Origin of the sequence: Vibrio sp. PBL-C16, assembly GCF_034321865.1 — a bacterium.
Lineage (GTDB): Bacteria > Pseudomonadota > Gammaproteobacteria > Enterobacterales > Vibrionaceae > Vibrio > Vibrio alginolyticus.
Map to the genome: position 1 here is coordinate 2,799,391 of NZ_JAXLNY010000002.1, position 23,493 is coordinate 2,822,883.

The following is a 23,493-nucleotide window of genomic DNA, read 5'->3' on the forward strand; positions in this document are numbered from 1 at the left end:
AGCTTTAGGTCACCTATGATCTAAATGCTTTTTTATCGGATCACACCGCGTTGTTTAAGATCGATTAAGCACAAATCCACCAGCTCATCGACACTCTTTTCTCCCGCGGGCAAATCGATTTCAGGGTTCTCTGGCGCTTGATATTCCGAATCAATACCAGTGAAATTAGGAATCTCTCCCGCACGGGCTTTACGGTATAAACCCTTAGGATCTCGACCTTCGCAAACCTCTAGAGATGCATTGACATACACTTCGATAAACTCGCCTTCTGGCAATAAATCGCGCACTAACTTCCGCTCTGCACGATGCGGTGAAATAAACGCCGACAGAACAATTAAACCCGCATCTGCCATCAACTTCGCCAGTTCACCAATGCGACGAATGTTCTCGCGACGGTCCTGTTCAGAAAAACCTAAATCGCTACACAAACCATGCCGTACATTGTCACCATCCAATAAATAGGTGTGGTAACCCAATGCTGCAAGGCGATTTTCCAACGCACCTGCTACGGTTGATTTACCCGCTCCAGATAAGCCGGTAAACCACAATACGGCAGGTTTTTGCTTCTTTAATTCAGCACGAAACTGTTTATCAACCGAATGCTGGTGCCAAACAATGTTTTCATCTTTTACCGTCGTTTCGGCAGTCATAACGTATCCTTGTAAATATCGGAATTAAAACGGGAAAAAGACCGGGATCAAAGTAAGTACTAATACAGAGTACACAATCGAAATTGGCACTCCAATTCTCACGTAGTCGGTCAATTTGTAATTTCCTACGCTGTACACCAGCAGGTTAGTTTGGTAACCGTAGGGAGAGATAAAGCTCGCACTCGCGCCGAACAAAACCGCCATGATGAATGGCATCGGATCCACGCCATAACCCACCGCCATACTATAGCCGATAGGAAAAGAAAGCGCAGCCGCGGCATTGTTTGTCACCAATTCAGTGAGTACCAATGTCATGATATAAGTCGCCACCAAGGCACCAAATACTCCCCAGCCATTAAACGCTTCAATAAACATCACTCCCATTCTTTCTGACAATCCAGAAGAGATCATCAGTTGAGCAATAGACAAAGCGGAACCTACAATCACGACGATATCGATCGGAAAACGGCGGCGCAGTTCTGAAATCTGCACAATACCAAACGCAATAAGCGCGATAAGGTACGCAGCTAGACCTTTAATAATCGGTACTAACTCTAATAGAGCGCATCCAATTACGGCTGCAAAGCCCAGTAATACAATGGAAGACTTATTCGTATCAAGCCGAGCGCTAGAGTCCAAGTCATGCACTAAAACAAACTCTTTACGATGAGCTCGGCGTTCAGACTCAAAACGCTTGCCTGGAACCAGAACTAACGTGTCCCCAGGCGCTAAGGTAATGCTACCCAAGCCACCTTCTAGGCGTTCGTGGCCTCGGCGAATCGCCACAACAACGGCATCGAATCGGTCGCGGAATCGGCTCTCTTTGAGGGTTTTGTAGCAAAACGTCGCCGACGAGCTCACCACAACTTCGATAAAGTTTTGCCCATTTAAGTGCTGCTGACCAAACAACTTGAGGCCCGGAATTTCTTGCAGGGTCGCGACGCTCTCAACATCGCCACAAAATAACAGGCGGTCTTTTGCATTGAGCACAAAATCCGGTCCCACAGAAGAAACAGTAACACCATCGCGCACCACTTCTGCAAGAAACAGTTTGCGCAGCGCACGTAAATTATTCTCGCTGATCGTACGCCCAACTAGCGGTGAGCCTGGCTCAACGCGAGACTCAAGAAAGTAAGGTAAATCTTCTTGGTTTTGATCATCATAATTCGGTAGCAAGTAGCTCAGTGGGATAAGAATCAGCATCCCTCCCACCAGCACAGCCAAACCTATCATCGTAGGTGTAAAAAAACTCAGGCTCGGTAAGCCTGCGTCTTCGACAAAGCTGTTGATGATTAAGTTAGTCGACGTACCAATCAAAGTTAACGTGCCACCAAAAATGGCGGCGTAAGACAAGGGAATAAGTAATTTCGAAGGTGCATGCTGCTGATTACGCTTAATCGCCCCAATCAATGAGACAACCACAGCGGTATTATTCGTAAATGAAGAAAGCAAGGCGGTCGATACACCGAGCTTAGCAATCACGCTGCCTAACTGGCCCTCAGAGATACTTCGGCTCACCCAACTGATCAGCAGTGTTTTTTCTAGAGCACAGGATGCAAGAATCAATAGAACCAGGGTTAACAATGAAGAGTTGGTAAAATTGGATGCGATAGTGGCTGAATCCATCATCCCAGCCATGAATGCAATAAAAGCGGCACCCGCAAAGACGTAACTAGGCTTAATTTTCGTGACAAGCAAGCAAGTGATAATGCCAAGCAAAATCGCTAACACAAACCCTTGTTCCCACATAGCCTTTCCTTACCAAATAGCCCCAAAGGGCACAACAACGACTCATTTATCCATGAAACACCGACAAACGAGTAAACAGACAAAAATCAGCGCAAGCGAAAAGAACATCAGAATGCTCGGTTTTCTTGGGCTCCACCGAAGCATTCTGGTATTAGGAGAATACCTAACGACATTTCGCAATTCAGTTAGGTAGCGACGCCCCAAGTACAACAGCAGACAGAGCCTGAAATTATCGTACTTGGGTAAGCCAGTTACTTTTTCAGAAACTGGCTGACGTCTTTTGCTTCCCAGTGTGGGAAGTGTTTACGGACAAGCGCATTAAGCTCAACTTCAAACGCAGAGATGTCCGTCAAATCGCGCTCAACCACGGCGAGGCTCTCTTTAACCATGCCAGCACCAACCGTCACGTTTGTCAGACGATCGATAATGATAAAGCCACCGGTATCTGCACAGTCTTGATAATTGTCCAGCGCGACTGACTCATTAAGAGACCATTCACACAAACCAATACCATTCAATGGCAGCTCTGCCGAGCTATGAGTCGAGAGATTATTAATGTCATATTGATGACGAATCGCTTCAACATGACCTACGGTTTTCTTACCTGCGATTTTGATGTCATAGTCACGACCCGGTTGCAGGGGTTGCTCTGTCATCCACACCACATCGGCAAGCAAATGGTTTGTGGTTTCCACTTGAGCATTATCTAGAACAATCAAATCTCCACGGCTAATATCGATCTCATCGCTTAGCGTCAGAGTGACAGCTAATCCGGCACGAGCTTCTTCAATATCACCATCAAATGTCACAATACGTGCCACAGTTGACGTTTTACCCGATGGCAATGCTTTAATCGCATCACCGACTTTGATCGAACCAGAAGAAATGGTCCCCGCAAAGCCACGGAAATCGAGGTTAGGACGATTAACGTATTGCACAGGGAAGCGGAACTCACCCGCGCCTTTTTCTTGATCCACATCGACCGTTTCAAGAAGCTCAAGCAATGATGGGCCTTTAAACCAAGTCAGGTTTTGGCCTTTATCCACCACATTGTCCCCTTCAAGCGCTGAGATCGGGATGATTTGAATATCAATATCCCCTGTCAGATTCTCAGAGAACTTCAAATACTCGTCGCGGATCTCTTCAAAGCGCTCTTGGGAGTAATCCACTAAGTCCATCTTGTTGATCGCCACAACAAAGTGCTTCAAACCCAACAGGTTGGAAATGAAAGAGTGACGACGAGTTTGATCGAGAATGCCCTTACGTGCATCAACCAGAATCACAGCTAAGTCACATGTCGATGCACCTGTAGCCATGTTACGTGTGTACTGCTCGTGTCCAGGAGTATCTGCAATGATGAATTTACGTTTCTGCGTCGAGAAATAGCGGTAAGCCACATCAATCGTGATCCCCTGCTCGCGCTCAGCTTGTAAGCCATCGACCAACAACGCAAGGTCAGGCTTTTCACCCGTGGTGCCCACACGTTGGCTGTCTGAGTGCACTGCCGCTAGCTGATCTTCATAAATTTGTTTTGAGTCATGGAGTAAGCGACCGATTAATGTACTTTTACCGTCATCCACCGAGCCACAAGTCAAGAATCTAAGTAACGACTTGTACTGGTGTTGTGTTAAATAGCCTTCGATACCAAGCTCGGCTAATTGAGCTTCAACTGCACTGTTCATTATCTTTCCTTAGATCCTTTAGAAGTAACCTTGACGTTTCTTAAGCTCCATCGATCCTGACTGATCGTGGTCGATCGCTCGGCCTTGGCGCTCACTCGACGTTGCCACCAGCATCTCTTCGATAATGCCAGTTAAAGTGTTTGCTTCAGACTCGATGGCCCCGGTCAATGGATAACAACCAAGGGTACGGAAGCGCACGCTCTTCTCTTCAATCACTTCACCCGGTTGAAGCTCCATACGATCATCATCCACCATGATCAGCATGCCATCGCGTTCAACAACTGGGCGTTTGTCCGCGAGGTAAAGCGGCACGATCTCGATGTTTTCTAAATAGATGTATTGCCAGATATCAAGCTCAGTCCAGTTAGACAGTGGGAATACACGAATGCTCTCACCCTTATTAACCTGACCGTTGTACGTCTTCCATAGCTCAGGACGTTGGTTTTTAGGGTCCCATGTATGGTTCTTATCGCGGAATGAATACACGCGCTCTTTCGCCCGTGATTTCTCTTCGTCGCGGCGCGCACCACCAAAGGCAGCATCAAAACCGTACTTGTTCAGCGCTTGTTTTAAGCCTTGAGTCTTCATGATGTCAGTGTGCTTAGAAGAACCATGAACAAACGGGCTACAGCCCATGGCTAGACCTTCTGGATTCTTATGTACCAAAAGCTCAAAACCGTATTTGGCCGCGGTGCGATCACGAAATTCAATCATCTCGCGGAACTTCCAATCGGTGTCAACATGCAGCAATGGAAATGGAATCTTACCTGGGTAAAAAGCTTTACGCGCAAGGTGCAGCATCACTGATGAGTCTTTACCAATCGAATACATCATGACTGGGTTATCAAACTCAGCCGCAACTTCACGGATGATGTGGATACTCTCCGCTTCGAGTTGTTTAAGGTGAGTTAAACGTTGTTGGTCCATGTTTTGTATTTCCTTTTTAAGCTTGAAGGCGCATTACGTCTCTAATCTTTGGTCTGAAATTATATGGAGTTGGCAATAGCACTTTTGTTGAATTCAGTACTAGACAAAAACCAGTCTAACTTTTGAGACAGTCGCACTACCTCTCCGACAACAATCAAAGATGGCGACTGTGCTTCCTTCGATAAATCAGAGAGTTGGGAGAGTTCTCCCGTAAATACTTTTTGTTGAATCTGCGTGCCACGCTCAATAATGGCAATCGGAGTCGACGCTGAACGACCATGCTTAATGAGTTGATTCTGAATATAGTGTGATTTCATCAGCCCCATGTAGATCACTAAAGTCTGATTCCCACGCGCCAAAGTGGACCAATCCATCTCATCACTTTCTTCTTTCAAGTGGCCAGTCACAAAGATGGCCGATTGCGCATAATCACGATGAGTCAGTGGAATACCAGCATAAGCGGTTGCGCCAGCTGCTGCGGTAATGCCAGGGACAACTTGAAAACGAACGCCGGCATCAGCAAGCACTTCTAACTCTTCACCACCACGACCGAATACAAACGGATCCCCACCTTTAATGCGCACTACTTTGTAGCCCTGCTTGGCAAAATCCACCAAAAGCTGATTCGTCTTCTCCTGCGGCACACTGTGATGCCCAGCTCGCTTCCCAACGCACACCAAAATCGTATCGCTTGGAATCAATGCCATGATTTCTTCAGACACCAAGTAGTCGTACAAAACCACGTCAGCTTGCTGCAAGCAGTTCAGTGCTTTCACCGTCAGAAGTTCAGGATCGCCTGGTCCTGCACCTACTAAGGCAACTTCACCAGGCTGTAGCGATTGCTTTGCAAAACGAGTAACACCAGCGACTGGGTTGTCAGAAACTAACCAGGGCTTTGGTTTAGGAAAAGAAGTGACTGAATCGTTCGTTGCCATGTGCTTGCTCATCGTCCATTGATATCGTTATGCAAGCATTATGGCGGGGCGTTTATATTACCTGAAATTCTAAAATTTCATTTTTTATTCAAAAATCTGCTAAGAAGTTTTTGTTTGGTCTCATTCAAAAGCGTGAAAAAGTCGGCGGTTAATATAAATAAGGTTCAGTAAACTGATTAATGTTCACAGTTTTCTGTATCTTTATCATCGAGTTGCATCTGTGTTTGATACATTACGCAGTACGATTTCCCCTTATCATTGAATTGGAGCACCAAATGAAAGTGGCAGTTCATCCTATTTCCCTCGCAGTATTAAGTGGCATGCTAACGCTTGCTGGCCCAGCAATGGCCGATACCATCAAGCTTCGTATTATCGAAACTACCGACATTCACACCAACGTGATGGATTACGATTACTACAAAGACCAACCATCACAGCAAATCGGTTTAAGTCGCGCTGCGACAATAGTGAAACAGGCTAAGTCTGAGGCAGAAAACACGGTACTAGTAGATAACGGCGATTTAATTCAGGGCAGCCCAATGGGCGATTACATGGCGGCAAAGGGGATTAATCCCGGCGACGTGCACCCAGTCTACAAAGCGATGAACAAGCTAGACTACGATGTGGGCAACATTGGCAATCATGAGTTCAACTATGGCTTAGATTTCCTACAAACGACGTTGAAGGGGGCAAACTTCCCTTACATCAATGCAAACGTATTTGATAAACAAACCGGTGAGCATTACTTCAAGCCTTACCTCATCAAAACTCACACATTTACAGACACAAACGGCGAAGCGCATCAAATAAAAGTGGGTTACATCGGCTTTGTACCACCACAAATTATGGTGTGGGATAAGAAAAACTTAGAAGGCAAAGTCTTTGCTAAAGACATTAAGGAAACAGCAGAGAAACTGATTCCTCAAATGAAGAAAGAAGGCGCAGACGTGATTGTGGCGATTCCACACTCGGGCATTTCTACTGATCCATACAAGCTAGGCGCTGAAAACTCTGTTTACTACCTCACAGAAGTTGAAGGTATTGATGCGATTGCTTTTGGCCACTCTCACGCCGTCTTCCCAGGGAAAGACTTCGCAAACCTACCTGGTGTTGATATAGATAAAGGGACCATCAATGGTGTAACGTCCGTGATGCCGGGCCGCTGGGGAAGTCACGTAGGTGTGATGGATTTGATGCTGAAAGAGAAAGACGGCAGATGGCAAGTCGTCGAAGGCCAAGCAGAAGCACGCCCTATCTTCGATAAAGTAAATAAGAAGTCATTAGCTAAAGCCGATGAAGATATTGTGAAAGCGTTAGAAGAAGATCACAAAGGCACTCGTGAATTTGTAAACCAACCAATCGGCAAAGCAAATGATGTCATGTACAGCTTCTTGGCATTAGTGCAGGACGACCCCACCATTCAAATCGTTAACCTTGCTCAGAAAGACTACGTAGAACGCTTTATTCAAGGCGACCCAGACCTTTCTGACATTCCAGTACTGAGTGCGGCAGCACCATTTAAAGTCGGCGGTCGTAAGAACGATCCGAATAACTTTACAGAAGTCGAATCCGGTCAGCTCACCTTCCGTAATGCGGCCGATCTTTACTTATACCCAAACACCTTGGTTGCGATGAAAGTGAAAGGTAAAGAAGTTCGCGAATGGCTAGAGTGCAGTGCGGGTCAATTCAACCACATCGACATCAACAATCCTAAACCGCAATCTTTGATTGATTGGGATAATTTCCGTACTTACAACTTCGATGTTATTGATGGGGTTAACTACCAAATCGACGTTACCCAACCGCCGAAGTACGATGCGGATTGTAAAGTGATTAATCCAGATTCTCAGCGTATTGTGAATCTGACGTTCAATGGTAAGCCTGTCAATCCGAAGCAAGATTTCATCATCGCAACCAATAACTACCGTGCTTATAGCAATACTTTCCCTGGTACAGGCCCAGATTTCATTGCATTTGACGCACCAGATGAAAACCGCTCTGTCGTCGCCACTTATATTTCTCGCGTGAGTGAAGAAAAAGGAGAAGTGACACCAAGCGCTGACAACAACTGGTCTTTCGCACCGATTAAGTCCGATAACAAGCTAGATATTCGTTTCGAAACCTCCCCTAGCGATAAAGCGGCGCAGTTCATCAAAGAGAAAGGACAATACCCAATGAAACGCGTGTCAACAGACGACATTGGTTTCGCAATTTATCAAATCGATCTGAATAAATAAGGTTGATTTGACAGCAACACTAAGCGGCTCTCATGAGCCGCTTTTTTGTTATCAATAAAACCCGTTAAAATAAAGAAAACCGTTTCCGAGTTATCACATGCACAGCGATCTTTTTTCAGACTTAGTCAATCATGGCTTTTTAGAGACAGAAGCAAACCAACTTATTGAAAATGGTGAGTTGCTCGAACTGCCTACACGCCACATTCTTAATCACCAAGGAGAGTTGAGCTCACACCTTTACTTCATCATTGAGGGGTTATGCCACGCAAGCTATCTCACGGAGCACGGCAAAGAATTCAGTAAAGAATTTTATTGGGAGAAGGACTGGGTTATCGGGTTTGAGAGCATAATAAAGGACCAACCTTCGCCTTACTTATTGGAAACGCTGAGCGCTTGTCAGCTATTTTGCTTGCCAATTGAAACGTTGCATCACTGGCGAGCAGAAAAGCACGCCATTTACTTAAAGCTACTCGAAAACCAACTGGTTAATAAAGAGAATAAAGAACGCTTTATGTTGCTCTACTCTCCAGAGGAACGATATCAATTATTTTGCGCTCATTACCCAGATTTAAAGCAACGTATTACCGATAGTCAAATTGCGGCCTACCTGGGCATTACGCCAATCAGTTTGAGTCGAATCAAAGCACGCTTAACCAAAGATCACACTCTCAAATAAACTCAAAAAAGAAAAAAGCTCTTCAAACGAAGAGCTTTTTCTCTGCTATTTGAGCTATTTAAGAATTCGCGCCCGGAACTGGCGCCCTTTCATCTTGCCGTTACTAATGGTTTGTAGAGCCTTTTTAGCCACAGATTTTTCGACGGCAACATAAGCGCGCACAGGGAACAGGTGAATCTTTCCGACTTGAGAGCCTGGAATACCATTTTTTCCTGTCAAACAACCTAAAATATCACCCGGTCGTACTTTCTGTTTCTTACCGCCATCAATGTTAATCGTCACCATTTTCGCTTGGTATGGCTGCTGATTTGATTTGGCAGGCAATGTTGCTGGTACCACGTCCATCTCTAGGTATTCTTCAATACGAGCTACACGTAAACCGTCTTTCTCACCAAAAAAGCTGAACGCTAAACCTTTACTACCCGCACGACCTGTACGACCAATACGGTGCACATGAACCTCAGGATCGCGCGATAGCTCAAAGTTAAAGACAGCGTCAAGATTATCAACGTCCAAACCACGCGCCGCAACGTCTGTTGCAACAAGGATAGACACACTCTTGTTAGCAAACTGCACCAATGCTTGGTCGCGTTCACGCTGCTCTAAGTCCCCATGGATATCGATAACGCTGAATCCTTTGTGATGCAACTCATCTGCGACACTTTGAACTTCTTTTTTGGTATTACAAAAAACCACCGCGGACTCTGGTTGGTGAGTCAGCAGCAAATTCGCCAACGCTTCATCACGTGCTTCCGAGCCTTCAACTTTATAGAAGTACTGCGCAATGCTTGAGGTATCATGCGTCGATTCCACCTTAATCACTTCCGGTGTCTGCATTATACGCTGCGCAATTTGCTCAATTTTTTCTGGAAAAGTAGCACTGAAAAGTAGAGTTTGACGCTGCTTTGGCGCTGCATCGATGATTGCATCTAATGCGTCTTGGAAACCCATGTCCAACATGCGATCAGCTTCATCTAGCACCAAGGTATTCAGTTCGCTAAGATCAATTCGGCCTTTCTCAAGGTGATCCAAAATACGACCAGGTGTACCAACTAGAATATGCGCACCATGCTCCAGCGAACCAATTTGTGGCCCCATTGGCATCCCACCGCAGAGAGTAAGCACTTTAATATTATGAATGCCGCGACCTAAAGTACGAATTTCCTTCGCTACTTGGTCTGCAAGCTCACGTGTTGGACACAATACTAATGACTGGACACGAAAGCGTTTGACGTTGAGGTTCGATAAAACCCCTAAACCAAATGCAGCGGTTTTACCTGAGCCCGTTTTACCCTGCCCGATGACATCACGATGTTTTAGGATTGCAGGCAAGCTCAAAGCTTGAATTGGCGTCATGTGGGTATAGTTCAGGGAATCAAGTGTGGCGAGTAACGCTGGGTTCAGCCCAACTTGATCGAATGTTTGTTTGCTCACGGGGATATCCTCAGGTGAGATGGAAAGAGGGCACATTATCACCAGATTTGGTGGGAAAACCAGTGCTAATTAACCTTTGTTAATGAGTATGAGCTCAAAACAAAGTAAAGTCAGTCACTCTATTCTCACTACGGATAACAACATGCTCACTTGGATTACTTTGCCCTTTGCTCAGCTAACAACCACACAGCTGTATGAAATGATGAAATTGCGTGTGGATGTATTCGTTGTTGAACAAACCTGCCCTTATCCTGAACTTGATGGTAAGGACACACTCGAAGGCGTTTATCATCTAATAGGCTATCACGGTGATGAACTGGTTGCTTGCGCAAGATTACTGCCCGCAGGCACTACGTATGACAATGTGAGTATTGGTCGAGTGGTGACAAAGCAGACCGCGCGAGGCGGTGGCTTAGGTCATAAGTTATTGGACAAGGCCTTGGCACAATGCGAAACATTATGGCCAGGACAGACAATAGATATAGGTGCTCAAGAACACCTCATCCAGTTTTATGCTAGTCATGGATTCAATGTTATCTCAGAGTGCTATCTTGAAGATGGTATCCCTCATGTGGATATGCGGAAAGAATCCGTAGCGCTATAAGCTTCAACTCGATTGGTTACTATGAAAACTAATCGCTATGAAAAACTGACTAAAAAGACGCGATATCTTCGCGTCTTTTCATTTGAAGCGTTTACTTGTTACGTCCAAAGGTCCCATCCGATAAACGGAAAAACATAACGGACCGCCCGCTTTTTTCCAGCTGTAGCATATCTAACTCACCTTCGTCACTAAGCTTAAAGCGAATCAATTGTCCCTGCTTTATTTGGCTTAGCGGCTTATCACTGCCTTCTATTTTGACCAGAGCGCTAAGATCCGCCATAGAGAGCTGATTACTTCTGAAAACCTGCGCTAATGTATCACCATTTTTAACCGTGTACTCTTTCCAGTCTTCAGATTTCGGTCCAGAGTTCTGAGAGGTTCTCTGCTGGCTTAAACTCTGCGCGTTCAGCTCAATCGCTACGCGTTGATGATCGACCTCAGTCTGCTCAACTGGTTGATCTGTTTTATTTGGCAAAGGAATGACAAGGAGTACCAGAATCAATGGCACTAAGACCATCAAAGCACGCTGATGAAATTTAGGCAGACGCAACCAAAACTGCTTAACAGGCTGTATACGCTCCAACCATTGCTCTTTGTTGAACGGCTGCTTCCAGTCGATAGCAGCGAATTTTTGTTTAACCAATTCGACATAGTCGACTTGCTGCTTTTTCTTTCTGCGACGATTCATTGTAATGAGTCCCTTAATACTTCTACGGTCAGTATAAAAATACCGACGCGGAGAGTATATGTTTTTCACCAAACTAAAATGGAATTGGGATTAAATTAGCAGAAATTTCACTTGGAGTAAGAGATAAGTCACAACCTGGCCGCCTCATTTAAGCATTCAGTCGCAATCATTTAAACCTAAGCTCGAAACTGATATCCTGTTACCTTTATCACTCCTAATAAGAGCGACATTCATGTCTGAAATTAAATTTGAAACTGCAGAACAAAAAGCAAGCTACGGCATTGGTCTGCAAATGGGTCAGCAACTTGCAGGCTCTGGTCTTGAAGGTCTTAGCGTTGATGCTATCGCAGCAGGTATTGCAACAGCACTAACTGGTGACATGCCATCAATCGAAATTGATGAAATCAACAAAGCACTACAAGAACTTCACACTCGTGCAGAAACAGCTCGCCAAGAAGCAGCAAAAATTGCGGCAGCAGAAGGCGAAGCGTTCCTAAAAGACAACGCTCTACGACCTGAAGTTAACGTTCTAGACTCTGGTCTTCAGTACGAAATCATTTCTGAAGGTACTGGTGCAGTTCCTACAGCAGAAAGCTCAGTTCGCGTTCACTACCACGGTGAGCTAACTGATGGTACTGTATTCGATAGCTCTGTATCTCGCGGTCAACCTGCTGAATTCCCTGTTACAGGTGTAATCAAAGGTTGGGTAGAGGCACTACAACTAATGCCTGTTGGCTCTAAGTGGAAGCTATACGTACCACAAGATCTTGCGTACGGTGAGCGTGGCGCTGGTGCGGCTATCCCTCCATTTGCAGCTTTAGTTTTCGAAGTAGAACTATTAGATATTATCTAATTGAAACCATTTTCAATTATGATTAAATAAAACGGCGCACTAGCGCCGTTTTTTTGTCTAAACTGAATAGACTTTCTCACCTCTGAACCTTTCACTCTGATAGCCTTTAAAAATAAAATCACTTTTAAAAAACGCTCAACCTTTGGAGGTACTATGCGTAAAACACTCCTAACTCTAGCACTCCTATCAATCAACATTGGTAGTGCGCACGCATTCTTAGATTCAGTCACTCAAAAAAGTAAAGAAAGTGGCCTGATGGACATGGTCGGCAGCAGCTTGAACACCGAGTCATCTCCATTAACAGACATGCTAACTAGCCAATTACCAGTATCCACTGAGCAAGCAGCCGGAGGCAGTGGTGCGCTACTCGCTTTGGCTCAAAGCCAGCTTTCGCAAGAAAATAGTAGTGAATTACAGTCTTTGATTCCTGGACTTTCAAACTTGCAAGGGGCACAAAGCTTACTAGGAAATATTGAGAATATCAGTGCAGTAAAAAGTGCATTCGATACGTTAGGTTTAGACCCATCTATGATCAGTCAGTTTGCTCCAGTAATCTTGGATTACTTGAACAAGCAAGGCGCTAGCGAAGGGCTTCTAAGTTCGTTGGGCGGGTTGTGGAATACTAGTAAATAAGCGCAAGTGATAATCACTTTTTAAATTGCCAGTCTGCATGGGTTGAAATAAATGCAGGCTGGATATAAAGGTTTACTGAATTACAGATACAAAAAAGCCGAGCTAATGCTCGGCTTTCTCGTTCTTACGAACTGATTACTCAGCAGCTTCTTCAGCAGCTGGGCAATCTACAAGCTCAATGTAAGCCATTGGAGCTTTATCACCAGCACGGAAGCCAGCTTTTAGGATACGAGTGTAACCGCCCTGACGAGCAGCAAAACGTGGACCTAGTTCGTTAAATAGTTTTGCAACTACTTCGTTGTCACGAGTACGTGCAAATGCTAGACGACGGTTAGCAACACTGTCAGTCTTAGCTAGTGTAATCAAAGGCTCAACTACGCGACGTAGCTCTTTTGCTTTTGGCAAAGTAGTCTTGATAACTTCATGACGTACTAGAGAGCTAGCCATGTTGCTGAACATCGCTTTGCGATGTGAGCTGTTGCGGTTGAGTTGACGACCACTCTTACGATGGCGCATGACCTAATCCTTCTAACTAGTATCGATTAATCTTCAGCGATTGATGCAGGTGGCCAGTTTTCTAAGCGCATGCCCAGAGACAGACCACGTGACGCAAGTACGTCTTTAATCTCAGTAAGAGATTTTTTACCAAGGTTAGGCGTTTTAAGTAGCTCAACCTCAGTACGTTGTACTAGATCACCGATGTAGTGAATCGCTTCTGCTTTCAGACAGTTAGCAGAGCGAACTGTTAGTTCAAGATCGTCTACAGGACGCAGTAGGATCGGATCGAATTCTGGCTTCTCTTCCTTCTCCTCAGGAACTCGTACATCACGAAGATCTACGAATGCATCCAATTGTTCAGCTAGGATTGTAGCTGCACGACGGATTGCTTCCTCAGGTTCTAGAGTACCGTTTGTTTCCATATCGATAACAAGCTTGTCTAGATCAGTACGCTGTTCTACACGAGCTGCTTCTACAGCGTAGGCAATTTTGTCTACTGGGCTGTAAGTAGCATCTACTAGTAGGCGACCGATAGGACGCTCGTCTTCTTCGTTATGGATACGCGCAGAAGCTGGAACATAACCACGACCACGTTCAACTTTGATACGCATTGCGATCTCAGCGTTGTCATCCGTTAGGTGACAAATTACGTGTTCAGGGTTAGCGATCTCTACATCACCATCATGGGTGATGTCACCTGCAACCACAGGGCCCGAGCCTGATTTGTTCAAAGTAATGAACACTTCATCTTTGCCTTCGGCAACGCGCACAGCCAAACCTTTAAGGTTTAGAAGAATTTCAAGAATATCTTCTTGAACGCCTTCTTTCGTGCTGTACTCATGAAGTACGCCTTCAATTTCTACTTCTGTTACAGCACAACCTGGCATAGAAGATAGAAGGATGCGGCGAAGTGCATTACCCAGAGTATGACCAAAGCCACGCTCTAATGGCTCAAGAGTTACTTTTGCGTGAGTCGAGCTGATTTGTTCGATGTCAACTAGACGTGGCTTAAGAAATTCTGTTACAGAACCCTGCATTGTGTCCTCTCTTTAGTTTAAACCTTACTTAGAGTAAAGCTCGACGATCAATTGTTCGTTGATGTCAGCTGATAGATCAGAACGCTCAGGCATACGCTTGAATGTACCTTCCATCTTGCCACCATCTACTTCAATCCAAGTTGGTTTTTCACGTTGTTCAGCAACTTCTAGAGCTGCTTTGATACGAGCTTGCTGTTTAGCTTTCTCGCGAATAGAAACAACGTCATTAGCCGCTACTTTGAAAGAAGGAACGTTTACAACTTTACCGTTTACTAGGATAGCTTTGTGGCTAACTAGCTGACGTGCTTCTGCGCGAGTTGCGCCAAAGCCCATGCGGTAAACTACGTTATCAAGACGACCTTCAAGAAGCTGAAGTAGGTTTTCACCAGTGTTGCCTTTTAGGCGAGCAGCTTCTTTGTAGTAGTTACGGAATTGTTTTTCTAGAACGCCGTACATACGACGTACTTTTTGCTTCTCACGAAGCTGAACGCCATACTCAGATAGACGACCGCGACGAGCGCCGTGTACACCTGGTGCGTTATCAATTTTACACTTGGTATCGATCGCGCGAACACCAGACTTAAGGAATAAGTCAGTGCCTTCACGACGGCTAAGCTTCAGCTTAGGACCCAAATATCTTGCCATGATTCTTCTCCAATTGTCCTAGAAACGTTATACGCGACGTTTCTTAGGTGGACGACAACCGTTATGAGGGATTGGTGTAGCATCAACGATGTTTGTGATGCGGAAACCAGCGGCGTTTAGTGCACGAACAGTAGATTCGCGACCTGGACCAGGACCCTTAACCATAACTTCCAAGTTCTTTAGGCCATATTCTTTAGCCATTTCAGCACAACGCTCAGCAGCAACCTGTGCAGCGAACGGAGTAGACTTACGAGAACCACGGAAACCAGAACCACCTGCAGTAGCCCATGCAAGAGCGTTACCTTGACGGTCAGTAATGGTTACGATTGTGTTATTGAAAGAAGCATGGATGTGCGCAACGCCATCTGCAACTTGCTTGCGTACGCGCTTACGAGCGCGAGTTGGTTGTTTAGCCATTGTACTCTACCTTCCCGATTATTTCTTGATCGGCTTACGCGGACCCTTACGGGTGCGAGCGTTGGTTTTAGTACGCTGTCCACGTAGTGGTAGACTGCGACGATGACGAAGACCACGGTAACAGCCAAGGTCCATAAGACGCTTGATGTTCATAGATACTTCACGACGTAGATCACCTTCTACAGTGTACTTAGCTACACCATCACGCAGTTGATCGATCTGCTCTTCAGTTAGTTCACTGATCTTAACATTTTCAGCAATACCCACTTCAGCTAGGATAGCTTGAGAGCGAGTTTTACCGATGCCGTAGATCGCTGTTAGAGCGATTACTGCATGTTTCTGATCAGGAATGTTAATGCCTGCTATACGGGCCATTATTCACTCCTAAGTGTTTCTATAAAAGAATTAGCCGCAGCAAAGCCCGTTATGGATACGCTGCGGAATACTACTTCTTTTGCACGCAAAAGGTAGGCCGAGGAATATACTCGACCCAACCTTCATTTTCAAGTAAAAATTTCTGCTAATTAGCCTTGGCGCTGTTTGTGCTTTGGCTCACTGCAAATCACGCGAACGACACCGTTACGCTTGATTACTTTACAGTTACGGCAGATTTTTTTAACGGAAGCACGAACTTTCATTGCTAAACTCCGTAAATGAAACTGAGTCTACCGCCGGATTAACGGCCGTAGCCTTTCAGATTCGCTTTCTTCAACACAGAATCATACTGTTGAGACATCAGATGAGTCTGTACCTGTGCCATAAAGTCCATAATTACAACAACTACGATTAGTAGCGATGTACCGCCGAAGTAGAAACGTACGTTCCACGCGACCATCATGAACTCGGGAATCAGACAGATAAAGGTAATGTACAGTGCACCAGCAAGGGTTAAACGTGTCATTACTTTATCAATGTATTTCGCTGTCTGCTCACCTGGGCGGATACCGGGTACGAATGCACCAGACTTCTTCAAGTTATCTGCTGTTTCACGCGGGTTGAAAACCAACGCCGTGTAGAAGAAACAGAAGAAGATAATTGCTGCTGCATAAAGCATTACATACAACGGTTGACCAGGGCTAAGAGCCAAAGACACGTCAGTTAACCAACCGAACGCGCTGCTCTCACCGTTTTGACCAAACCACTGAGCCAATGTTCCTGGGAACAAGATAATACTTGATGCAAAAATCGCTGGAATTACACCTGCCATGTTAATTTTAAGAGGCAAGTGCGAGCTTTGCGCAGCAAACACTTTACGACCTTGTTGACGTTTCGCATAGTTAACGACGATTCGGCGTTGACCACGTTCCATGAAAACAACGAAGTAAATTACTGCAAAAGCTAATACCGCGATTAGCAACAGAAGAAGTACATGCAATTCACCTTGACGCGCTTGCTCGATTGTTTGACCGATTGCAGAAGGCAATCCAGCAACAATACCTGCAAAAATCAGTATCGAAATACCGTTACCAATTCCGCGCTCTGTAATTTGTTCACCTAACCACATCAAGAACATGGTACCGGTTACTAAACTTACGGTAGCAATTAGCGTAAACATGGTTTGGTTGATAACAACCAGATTGTCGACCATGTTTGGTAGGCCAGTTGCAATACCTATAGCTTGGAAGGTTGCAAGTACAAGCGTGCCGTAGCGTGTGTATTGGCTTATCTTACGACGGCCTGCTTCACCCTCTTTTTTGAGTTCAGCTAACGCTGGATGAACTACAGTTAGCAATTGGACAACAATAGATGCCGAAATATACGGCATGATGCCCAATGCTAATATAGATGCACGCTCAAGAGCACCACCGGAGAACATGTTAAACATTTCAACGATGGTACCTTTTTGCTGTTCGAACAAATCGGCAAGTACAGCAGCGTCAATACCAGGAATCGGCACAAAAGAGCCGGCTCGGAATACTAAAAGTGCACCAATTACGAATAACAAGCGCGACTTTAGTTCACTTAAGCCGCTCTGAGCACTACGAAAATCTTGTCCTGGTTTCTTAGCCATCTGTACCTCGTTCCTCGAGATTATTCCTCGATTTTACCGCCTGCAGCTTCGATTGCAGCTTTAGCGCCTTTAGTCACACGTAGACCTTTAACAGTCACTGCTTTGTTGATTTCACCAGAAAGAACAACTTTTACAAATTCGATGTTCTTAGTGATGATGTTAGCAGCTTTAAGACTGTTTAGATCAACTACGTCACCAGAAACTTTCGCTAGCTCAGCTAGACGAACTTCAGCAGACACTAGGCTCTTACGAGAAGTGAAACCGAATTTTGGTAGACGTTGTTTCAGAGGCATCTGACCGCCTTCGAAACCTGGACGAACACTGCCGCCAGAACGTGATTTTTGACCTTTGTGACCACGGCCACCAGTTTTACCTAGGCCTGAACCGATACCACGACCTACTCGCTTCGCAGAAGTTTTCGCGCCAGCAGCCGGTGCTAGAGTATTCAAACGCATTCTGATTACTCCTCAACTTTAACCATGTAGTAAACCTTGTTGATCATACCGCGAATACACGGAGTATCTTCAAGTTCTACTGTGTGGTTGATTTTACGAAGACCTAGACCGCGCAAAGTAGCTTTGTGCTTTGGCAGACGACCAATTGAGCTTTTAGTTTGAGTTACTTTAATAGTTGCCATGGTGTTCTTACTCCGAAATAGATTCAACAGTTAGACCACGTTTAGCAGCAACCATTTCTGGTGACTTCATGCTACCTAGTGCATCGATCGTTGCACGAACGATGTTGATAGGGTTCGTAGAACCGTACGCTTTAGATAGTACGTTGTGTACACCAGCAACTTCTAGTACTGCACGCATCGCACCACCTGCGATAACACCAGTACCTTCTGCAGCAGGCTGCATGTAAACTTTAGAGCCCGAATGGCGACCTTTCACTGGGTGGTGAAGAGTGCCTTCGTTTAGAGCGATCGTAGTCATGTTACGACGCGCTTTTTCCATTGCTTTTTGAATCGCTGCAGGTACTTCACGAGCTTTGCCGTAACCGAAACCTACACGACCGTTACCGTCACCAACTACTGTTAGTGCAGTGAAGCTCATGATTCGACCACCTTTAACCGTTTTAGAAACACGGTTAACTGCGATTAGCTTTTCTTGCAAATCATTCGCTTGAACTTGTTGTTCTTTAGCCATCTTCCAACCCTACCTTAGAATTTCAGACCAGCTTCGCGAGCAGATTCTGCTAGCGCCGCTACTCGACCGTGGTATTGGAAACCAGAACGATCAAATGCAACTGCAGTTACGCCCTTCTCTAGAGCGCGCTCAGCAATAGCTTTACCCACTGCTTTAGCTGCATCAACGTTACCAGTGTATTTCACTTGCTCACGGATCGCTTTTTCTACAGTAGAAGCTGCTGCGATAACCTCAGAGCCGTTAGCCGCGATAACCTGTGCGTACACGTGACGAGGAGTACGGTGTACAACTAGGCGAGTCGCACCCAGTTCTGCAATCTTACGACGTGCACGTGTAGCACGACGGATGCGAGATGCTTTCTTATCCATAGTGTTACCTTACTTCTTCTTAGCTTCTTTAGTACGCACATTTTCATCTGCGTAACGAACACCTTTGCCTTTGTATGGCTCAGGCTCACGGTAAGAACGAATGTCAGCCGCAACTTGACCAACTAGTTGCTTGTCAGCACCAGTGATCACGATTTCAGTTTGGCTTGGACATTCAGCTTTAATACCCGCTGGCAACTCGTGCTCAACTGGGTGTGAGAAGCCTAGTGTTAGACCTACAGCGTTGCCTTTGATAGCAGCACGGTAACCTACACCTTTAAGAGTTAGCTTCTTAGTAAAGCCTTCAGTAACACCAACAACCATGTTGTTAACTAGAGCGCGAGCAGTACCTGCTTGAGCCCATGCGTTAGCAACACCTTCTTTAGGACCGAAAGTCAGGTTATTTTCTTCCTGAGCGATTACAACTGCGTTGTTAAGAACGCGAGTTAGTTCGCCTTTCGCACCTTTTACAGTGATTTCTTGGCCGTTTAGTTTCACCTCTACGCCAGCTGGAATAGCGACAGGTGCTTTTGCAACACGAGACATAGTCTACTCCTTATTAAGCTACGTAAGCGATGATTTCACCACCAAGACCTGCTTTACGTGCAGCGCGGTCTGACATAAGACCCTTGGAAGTAGAAACGATAGCAATACCAAGACCACCCATTACAGAAGGAAGTTCATCTTTCTTCTTGTAAACACGTAGACCTGGACGAGAAACACGTTTAAGTTGCTCGATTACTGGTTTAGCTTGGAAGTACTTAAGTGTAACTTCTAGCTCAGGTTTTGCTTCGCCTTCAACAGCGAAGTCAACGATGTAACCTTCAGCTTTTAGTAGTGCAGCAATTGCAACTTTAAGCTTTGAAGAAGGCATTTTTACAGCAACTTTGTTTGCTGCCTGACCGTTACGAACGCGGGTCAGCATATCCGAAATCGGATCTTGCATGCTCATATGATTTACTCCAAATGATTAAGTGGCAATTACCAGCTAGCCTTACGAAGACCCGGAATCTCGCCTTTCATGCAAGCTTCACGAACCTTAATACGGCTTAGACCGAACTTACGTAGGTAACCGTGTGGACGACCAGTTTGGTTGCAACGGTTGCGCTGACGTGATGCACTTGAATCACGTGGAAGAGATTGCAGTGTAAGAACCGCGTTCCAACGATCTTCTTCAGATGCGTTTACATCGCTGATGATAGCTTTTAGCGCTGCACGCTTTTCAGCGAACTTAGCTACTAGCTTCGCACGTTTTGCTTCACGTGCTTTCATTGAATTTTTAGCCATAACAGTAACCCTTCACCTTACTTACGGAATGGGAAGTTAAAGGCAGCCAGCAGAGCACGGCCTTCCTCATCAGTACCAGCAGACGTCGTAATAGTGATGTCTAGACCGCGTACTCGATCAACTTTATCAAAGTCGATTTCCGGGAAGATGATTTGCTCGCGAACGCCCATGCTGTAGTTACCGCGACCGTCAAAAGACTTAGCGCTAACACCACGGAAGTCACGTACACGTGGAAGAGCGATGTTAATTAAACGCTCAAGAAAATCCCACATACGTTCGCCACGCAAGGTTACTTTACAACCGATAGGGTAGCCTTCACGGATTTTGAAACCTGCAACAGATTTGCGCGCTTTTGTGATAAGTGGCTTTTGACCAGAGATCGTTGCCATATCAGACGCTGCATTTTCTAGCAGTTTCTTATCGTTGATTGCTTCACCAACACCCATGTTTAGGGTGATTTTCTCGATTCTAGGGACTTGCATGACGCTTGTGTAACCGAACTGTTTGGTCAGTTCAGCGACTACAGACGACTTGTAGTAATCATGCAGTTTCGCCATAGTAGAACTCCAAATTACTTCTATTAGTTAGAAACGGTTTCGCCGTTAGACTTGAAGAAACGAACTTTTTTGCCGTCTTCAAAACGGAAACCGATACGGTCAGCTTTACCAGTAGCTGCGTTAAAGATAGCCACGTTAGAAACGTCGATAGCTGCTTCTTGCTCTACGATACCGCCTTGGATACCCATAGCTGGAACAGGTTTCTGATGTTTCTTAACTAGGTTGATACCTTCAACGATAACTTTACCAGTTGCTAGAACCTTAGTTACTTTACCTTTCTTGCCTTTGTCTTTACCAGCAAGAACGATTACTTCGTCATTACGACGGATTTTAGCTGCCATTTCTACGTGCTCCTTACAGAACTTCTGGAGCCAGTGAAACGATCTTCATGAACTTATCGCCACGAAGTTCGCGTGTCACAGGACCAAAGATACGTGTACCGATTGGTTGCTCAGTATTGTCGTTTAGCAATACGCAAGCATTTCGGTCGAAGCGAATGACAGAACCGTCAGGACGACGTACGCCTTTACGGGTGCGCACTACCACCGCCTTCAGAACATCACCTTTTTTAACTTTACCGCGAGGGATTGCTTCCTTCACAGTAACTTTGATGACGTCACCGATATGTGCATAACGGCGGTGAGAGCCACCCAGAACCTTAATACACATTACGCTGCGTGCGCCTGAGTTATCAGCTGCGTCCAGCATACTTTGCATTTGGATCATGTTAGTGCTCCGCTAAATATTAATAACTAGACCCATCACGGGTCGGGCTGCCTCTTTAAAAGGGACGCGAATTGTACCACCCTTTTTTGTGATTGGGTAGTCAAAAAATAAACGGCTCCAAAAATATTTTGGAGCCGCTTTAGTTTCATAGAATTAACGAGATTAAATCTTCGCCTTTTCTAGAACTTTTACCAAAGTCCAAGACTTAGTCTTAGACAGTGGACGACACTCTGCGATTTCAACTGTGTCGCCTAGGCCACACTCGTTGTTCTCGTCATGTGCGTGTACTTTAGTCGTACGTTTTACGTATTTACCGTAGATTGGGTGTTTTACGAAACGTTCGATAGCAACAGTGATAGACTTGTCCATCTTGTCGCTAACAACACGACCTTGTTGAGTACGTTTTACTTCGCTCATTATGCGCCTGCCTTCTCAGTCAAAACAGTTTTCACACGTGCGATATCACGGCGTACAGCTTTCAGAGTATGAGTTTGCTGTAGTTGACCAGTCGCAGCTTGCATGCGCAAGTTGAACTGTTCGCGTAGCAAATTCATTAGCTCAGCGTTAAGCTCTTCAACGCTTTTCTCGCGTAGATCTTGTGCTTTCATCACATCACCTGCTTAGTTACAAATGTAGTTTTGAAAGGCAGTTTACGTGCCGCAAGACGGAACGCTTCACGTGCCAATTCTTCAGGTACACCACCCATTTCGTACATAACCTTACCAGGTTGGATTTGGGCTACCCAGTACTCAACGTTACCTTTACCCTTACCTTGACGAACTTCAAGTGGTTTTTCTGTGATTGGTTTGTCTGGGAACACACGGATCCAGATTTTACCTTGACGCTTAACGTGACGTGTCATTGCACGACGTGCCGCTTCGATTTGACGAGCAGTTAGACGACCACGGCCAACAGCTTTAAGACCGAATTCGCCGAAGCTTACATCAGTACCTTTAGCTAGACCACGGTTACGACCAGTCTGAACCTTACGGAACTTAGTACGTTTAGGTTGTAGCATCTGTCGACTCCTTACTTACGGCCTTTACGCTGCTTCTTAGGCTTGTCGCCTTTAGGCTCTACAGCGTTAGCTGCTGGCATACCACCTAGGATTTCACCTTTGAAGATCCAAGTTTTAATGCCGATCACACCGTATTGAGTGTGAGCCGAAGAAGTTGCGTAATCAATGTCAGCACGTAGAGTGTGTAGAGGCACACGGCCTTCACGGTACCACTCTGAACGTGCGATTTCAGCGCCGCCTAGACGACCGCTTACTTCCACTTTGATACCTTTAGCGCCTAGGCGCATTGCGTTTTGTACTGCGCGCTTCATAGCACGACGGAACATAACACGACGCTCTAGCTGAGACGCGATGCTGTCACCAACAAGTTGCGCATCTAGTTCAGGCTTACGTACTTCAGCGATGTTAATTTGCGCTGGTACACCTGCAATTTTAGCTACAGCTGCGCGTAGCTTCTCAACGTCTTCACCTTTCTTACCGATAACAACGCCTGGACGAGCAGTGTGAATAGTCACACGGATGCTCTTAGCAGGACGCTCGATAACGATACGTGATAGAGACGCTTTTTTCAGTTCACTTGTAAGGAACTGACGTACCTTGAAGTCGCCGTCTAGGTTGTCAGCGAAATCTTTGGTGTTAGCAAACCATGTAGCATTCCAAGGCTTAACGATGCCTAGACGAATACCATTTGGATGTACTTTTTGACCCATTGCTTA

Annotated in this window: 33 protein-coding genes; 5 read left to right on the plus strand and 28 right to left on the minus strand. The window is 45.4% G+C overall.

Annotation, left to right across the window (positions count from 1 at the left end; all coding sequences use genetic code 11):
- Positions 1-32: 32 nt before the first annotated feature.
- The 5 genes from cysC to cobA form a co-directional block, all read right to left on the minus strand.
- Positions 33-650: an adenylyl-sulfate kinase gene (cysC, locus tag UQW94_RS21025; protein WP_005379598.1), complete on the minus strand. Its 618-nt coding sequence runs from the start codon at positions 648-650 to the stop codon at positions 33-35.
- A gap of 24 nt (positions 651-674) precedes the next feature.
- A complete protein-coding gene (locus UQW94_RS21030) occupies positions 675-2,399 on the minus strand; it encodes an SLC13 family permease (protein WP_005379596.1) in 1,725 nt (574 codons plus the stop codon).
- Between the two features lie 251 nt (positions 2,400-2,650).
- Positions 2,651-4,081, minus strand: a complete 1,431-nt coding sequence (gene cysN, locus UQW94_RS21035; protein ID WP_017633444.1) for a sulfate adenylyltransferase subunit CysN — start codon at positions 4,079-4,081, stop codon at positions 2,651-2,653.
- 18 nt (positions 4,082-4,099) lie between these two features.
- Positions 4,100-5,008 carry a sulfate adenylyltransferase subunit CysD gene (gene cysD / locus UQW94_RS21040; RefSeq protein ID WP_005379592.1) on the minus strand — a complete coding sequence of 303 codons (909 nt, stop codon included), beginning with the start codon at positions 5,006-5,008 and terminating at the stop codon, positions 4,100-4,102.
- A gap of 59 nt (positions 5,009-5,067) precedes the next feature.
- On the minus strand, positions 5,068-5,943 hold the full coding sequence (gene cobA / locus UQW94_RS21045) for a uroporphyrinogen-III C-methyltransferase (RefSeq protein ID WP_167415651.1): 876 nt from the start codon (positions 5,941-5,943) through the stop codon (positions 5,068-5,070).
- Between the two features lie 275 nt (positions 5,944-6,218).
- Between cobA and cpdB the strand changes: the two genes are divergently transcribed.
- Positions 6,219-8,180, plus strand: a complete 1,962-nt coding sequence (gene cpdB / locus UQW94_RS21050; protein ID WP_167415650.1) for a 2',3'-cyclic-nucleotide 2'-phosphodiesterase — start codon at positions 6,219-6,221, stop codon at positions 8,178-8,180.
- 97 nt (positions 8,181-8,277) lie between these two features.
- Positions 8,278-8,856 (plus strand): Crp/Fnr family transcriptional regulator, encoded by a 579-nt coding sequence (locus tag UQW94_RS21055; RefSeq protein ID WP_033906009.1) that lies wholly within the window; start codon positions 8,278-8,280, stop codon positions 8,854-8,856.
- Positions 8,857-8,910: 54 nt separating this feature from the next.
- Here UQW94_RS21055 and dbpA read toward each other — a convergent pair whose 3' ends face one another.
- Positions 8,911-10,290: an ATP-dependent RNA helicase DbpA gene (dbpA, locus tag UQW94_RS21060; protein WP_005379583.1), complete on the minus strand. Its 1,380-nt coding sequence runs from the start codon at positions 10,288-10,290 to the stop codon at positions 8,911-8,913.
- 142 nt (positions 10,291-10,432) lie between these two features.
- Between dbpA and UQW94_RS21065 the strand changes: the two genes are divergently transcribed.
- Positions 10,433-10,894 (plus strand): GNAT family N-acetyltransferase, encoded by a 462-nt coding sequence (locus UQW94_RS21065; protein WP_167415719.1) that lies wholly within the window; start codon positions 10,433-10,435, stop codon positions 10,892-10,894.
- A 91-nt stretch (positions 10,895-10,985) separates the two neighbouring features.
- Here the strand turns inward: UQW94_RS21065 and UQW94_RS21070 are convergent, their stop codons facing one another.
- Positions 10,986-11,582 carry a LysM-like peptidoglycan-binding domain-containing protein gene (locus UQW94_RS21070; protein ID WP_017820296.1) on the minus strand — a complete coding sequence of 199 codons (597 nt, stop codon included), beginning with the start codon at positions 11,580-11,582 and terminating at the stop codon, positions 10,986-10,988.
- Positions 11,583-11,814: 232 nt separating this feature from the next.
- On the opposite strand from UQW94_RS21070, the gene UQW94_RS21075 reads away from it, so the two are divergent.
- Both UQW94_RS21075 and UQW94_RS21080 read left to right on the plus strand, forming a co-directional pair.
- Positions 11,815-12,435 (plus strand): FKBP-type peptidyl-prolyl cis-trans isomerase, encoded by a 621-nt coding sequence (locus UQW94_RS21075; protein WP_005383137.1) that lies wholly within the window; start codon positions 11,815-11,817, stop codon positions 12,433-12,435.
- Between the two features lie 153 nt (positions 12,436-12,588).
- The gene (locus UQW94_RS21080; RefSeq protein WP_017820297.1) at positions 12,589-13,068 is read left to right on the plus strand and encodes a DUF2780 domain-containing protein; all 480 of its coding nucleotides are present in this window, start codon (positions 12,589-12,591) and stop codon (positions 13,066-13,068) included.
- A gap of 135 nt (positions 13,069-13,203) precedes the next feature.
- Here UQW94_RS21080 and rplQ read toward each other — a convergent pair whose 3' ends face one another.
- The 21 genes from rplQ to rpsC form a co-directional block, all read right to left on the minus strand.
- Entirely contained in the window at positions 13,204-13,584 is a 381-nt protein-coding gene (rplQ, locus tag UQW94_RS21085; RefSeq protein ID WP_322142539.1) for a 50S ribosomal protein L17, read from the minus strand.
- Positions 13,585-13,610: 26 nt separating this feature from the next.
- Positions 13,611-14,603: a DNA-directed RNA polymerase subunit alpha gene (locus UQW94_RS21090; RefSeq protein ID WP_005383143.1), complete on the minus strand. Its 993-nt coding sequence runs from the start codon at positions 14,601-14,603 to the stop codon at positions 13,611-13,613.
- Between the two features lie 24 nt (positions 14,604-14,627).
- A complete protein-coding gene (gene rpsD, locus UQW94_RS21095; protein ID WP_005383146.1) occupies positions 14,628-15,248 on the minus strand; it encodes a 30S ribosomal protein S4 in 621 nt (206 codons plus the stop codon).
- A gap of 27 nt (positions 15,249-15,275) precedes the next feature.
- Positions 15,276-15,665, minus strand: a complete 390-nt coding sequence (gene rpsK / locus UQW94_RS21100) for a 30S ribosomal protein S11 (protein WP_001118870.1) — start codon at positions 15,663-15,665, stop codon at positions 15,276-15,278.
- An 18-nt stretch (positions 15,666-15,683) separates the two neighbouring features.
- Positions 15,684-16,040, minus strand: coding sequence for a 30S ribosomal protein S13 (gene rpsM, locus UQW94_RS21105; RefSeq protein ID WP_005383154.1), 357 nt, complete (start codon positions 16,038-16,040; stop codon positions 15,684-15,686).
- A 149-nt stretch (positions 16,041-16,189) separates the two neighbouring features.
- Positions 16,190-16,303 (minus strand): 50S ribosomal protein L36, encoded by a 114-nt coding sequence (gene rpmJ / locus UQW94_RS21110; RefSeq protein WP_000868186.1) that lies wholly within the window; start codon positions 16,301-16,303, stop codon positions 16,190-16,192.
- Between the two features lie 38 nt (positions 16,304-16,341).
- Positions 16,342-17,676: a preprotein translocase subunit SecY gene (gene secY, locus UQW94_RS21115; RefSeq protein WP_005379562.1), complete on the minus strand. Its 1,335-nt coding sequence runs from the start codon at positions 17,674-17,676 to the stop codon at positions 16,342-16,344.
- Between the two features lie 20 nt (positions 17,677-17,696).
- On the minus strand, positions 17,697-18,131 hold the full coding sequence (gene rplO, locus UQW94_RS21120; RefSeq protein WP_005383155.1) for a 50S ribosomal protein L15: 435 nt from the start codon (positions 18,129-18,131) through the stop codon (positions 17,697-17,699).
- A 5-nt stretch (positions 18,132-18,136) separates the two neighbouring features.
- A complete protein-coding gene (gene rpmD, locus UQW94_RS21125; protein ID WP_005379565.1) occupies positions 18,137-18,313 on the minus strand; it encodes a 50S ribosomal protein L30 in 177 nt (58 codons plus the stop codon).
- Between the two features lie 7 nt (positions 18,314-18,320).
- A complete protein-coding gene (rpsE, locus tag UQW94_RS21130) occupies positions 18,321-18,824 on the minus strand; it encodes a 30S ribosomal protein S5 (protein WP_004745894.1) in 504 nt (167 codons plus the stop codon).
- A gap of 14 nt (positions 18,825-18,838) precedes the next feature.
- Positions 18,839-19,192 carry a 50S ribosomal protein L18 gene (gene rplR, locus UQW94_RS21135; protein ID WP_005379568.1) on the minus strand — a complete coding sequence of 118 codons (354 nt, stop codon included), beginning with the start codon at positions 19,190-19,192 and terminating at the stop codon, positions 18,839-18,841.
- Positions 19,193-19,201: 9 nt separating this feature from the next.
- On the minus strand, positions 19,202-19,735 hold the full coding sequence (rplF, locus tag UQW94_RS21140) for a 50S ribosomal protein L6 (RefSeq protein WP_005379570.1): 534 nt from the start codon (positions 19,733-19,735) through the stop codon (positions 19,202-19,204).
- Between the two features lie 13 nt (positions 19,736-19,748).
- Complete coding sequence (rpsH, locus tag UQW94_RS21145) at positions 19,749-20,141, minus strand: 30S ribosomal protein S8 (RefSeq protein WP_005379572.1); 393 nt, start codon at positions 20,139-20,141, stop codon at positions 19,749-19,751.
- A 29-nt stretch (positions 20,142-20,170) separates the two neighbouring features.
- Entirely contained in the window at positions 20,171-20,476 is a 306-nt protein-coding gene (rpsN, locus tag UQW94_RS21150; RefSeq protein WP_004410442.1) for a 30S ribosomal protein S14, read from the minus strand.
- 17 nt (positions 20,477-20,493) lie between these two features.
- Complete coding sequence (gene rplE, locus UQW94_RS21155; protein WP_005379573.1) at positions 20,494-21,033, minus strand: 50S ribosomal protein L5; 540 nt, start codon at positions 21,031-21,033, stop codon at positions 20,494-20,496.
- Between the two features lie 23 nt (positions 21,034-21,056).
- Entirely contained in the window at positions 21,057-21,374 is a 318-nt protein-coding gene (rplX, locus tag UQW94_RS21160; RefSeq protein WP_005379574.1) for a 50S ribosomal protein L24, read from the minus strand.
- Between the two features lie 13 nt (positions 21,375-21,387).
- Positions 21,388-21,759, minus strand: a complete 372-nt coding sequence (rplN, locus tag UQW94_RS21165; RefSeq protein ID WP_004410450.1) for a 50S ribosomal protein L14 — start codon at positions 21,757-21,759, stop codon at positions 21,388-21,390.
- A 162-nt stretch (positions 21,760-21,921) separates the two neighbouring features.
- Entirely contained in the window at positions 21,922-22,176 is a 255-nt protein-coding gene (gene rpsQ, locus UQW94_RS21170) for a 30S ribosomal protein S17 (RefSeq protein WP_005379575.1), read from the minus strand.
- The gene (gene rpmC, locus UQW94_RS21175) at positions 22,176-22,367 is read right to left on the minus strand and encodes a 50S ribosomal protein L29 (protein WP_005379576.1); all 192 of its coding nucleotides are present in this window, start codon (positions 22,365-22,367) and stop codon (positions 22,176-22,178) included. Before rpmC ends, rpsQ begins: the two co-directional genes overlap by 1 nt.
- Positions 22,367-22,777 (minus strand): 50S ribosomal protein L16, encoded by a 411-nt coding sequence (gene rplP / locus UQW94_RS21180; RefSeq protein WP_005379577.1) that lies wholly within the window; start codon positions 22,775-22,777, stop codon positions 22,367-22,369. The genes rpmC and rplP overlap by 1 nt, the downstream gene beginning before the upstream one ends.
- A gap of 11 nt (positions 22,778-22,788) precedes the next feature.
- On the minus strand, positions 22,789-23,487 hold the full coding sequence (gene rpsC / locus UQW94_RS21185) for a 30S ribosomal protein S3 (protein WP_005383161.1): 699 nt from the start codon (positions 23,485-23,487) through the stop codon (positions 22,789-22,791).
- Between the last annotated feature and the right edge of the window lie 6 nt (positions 23,488-23,493).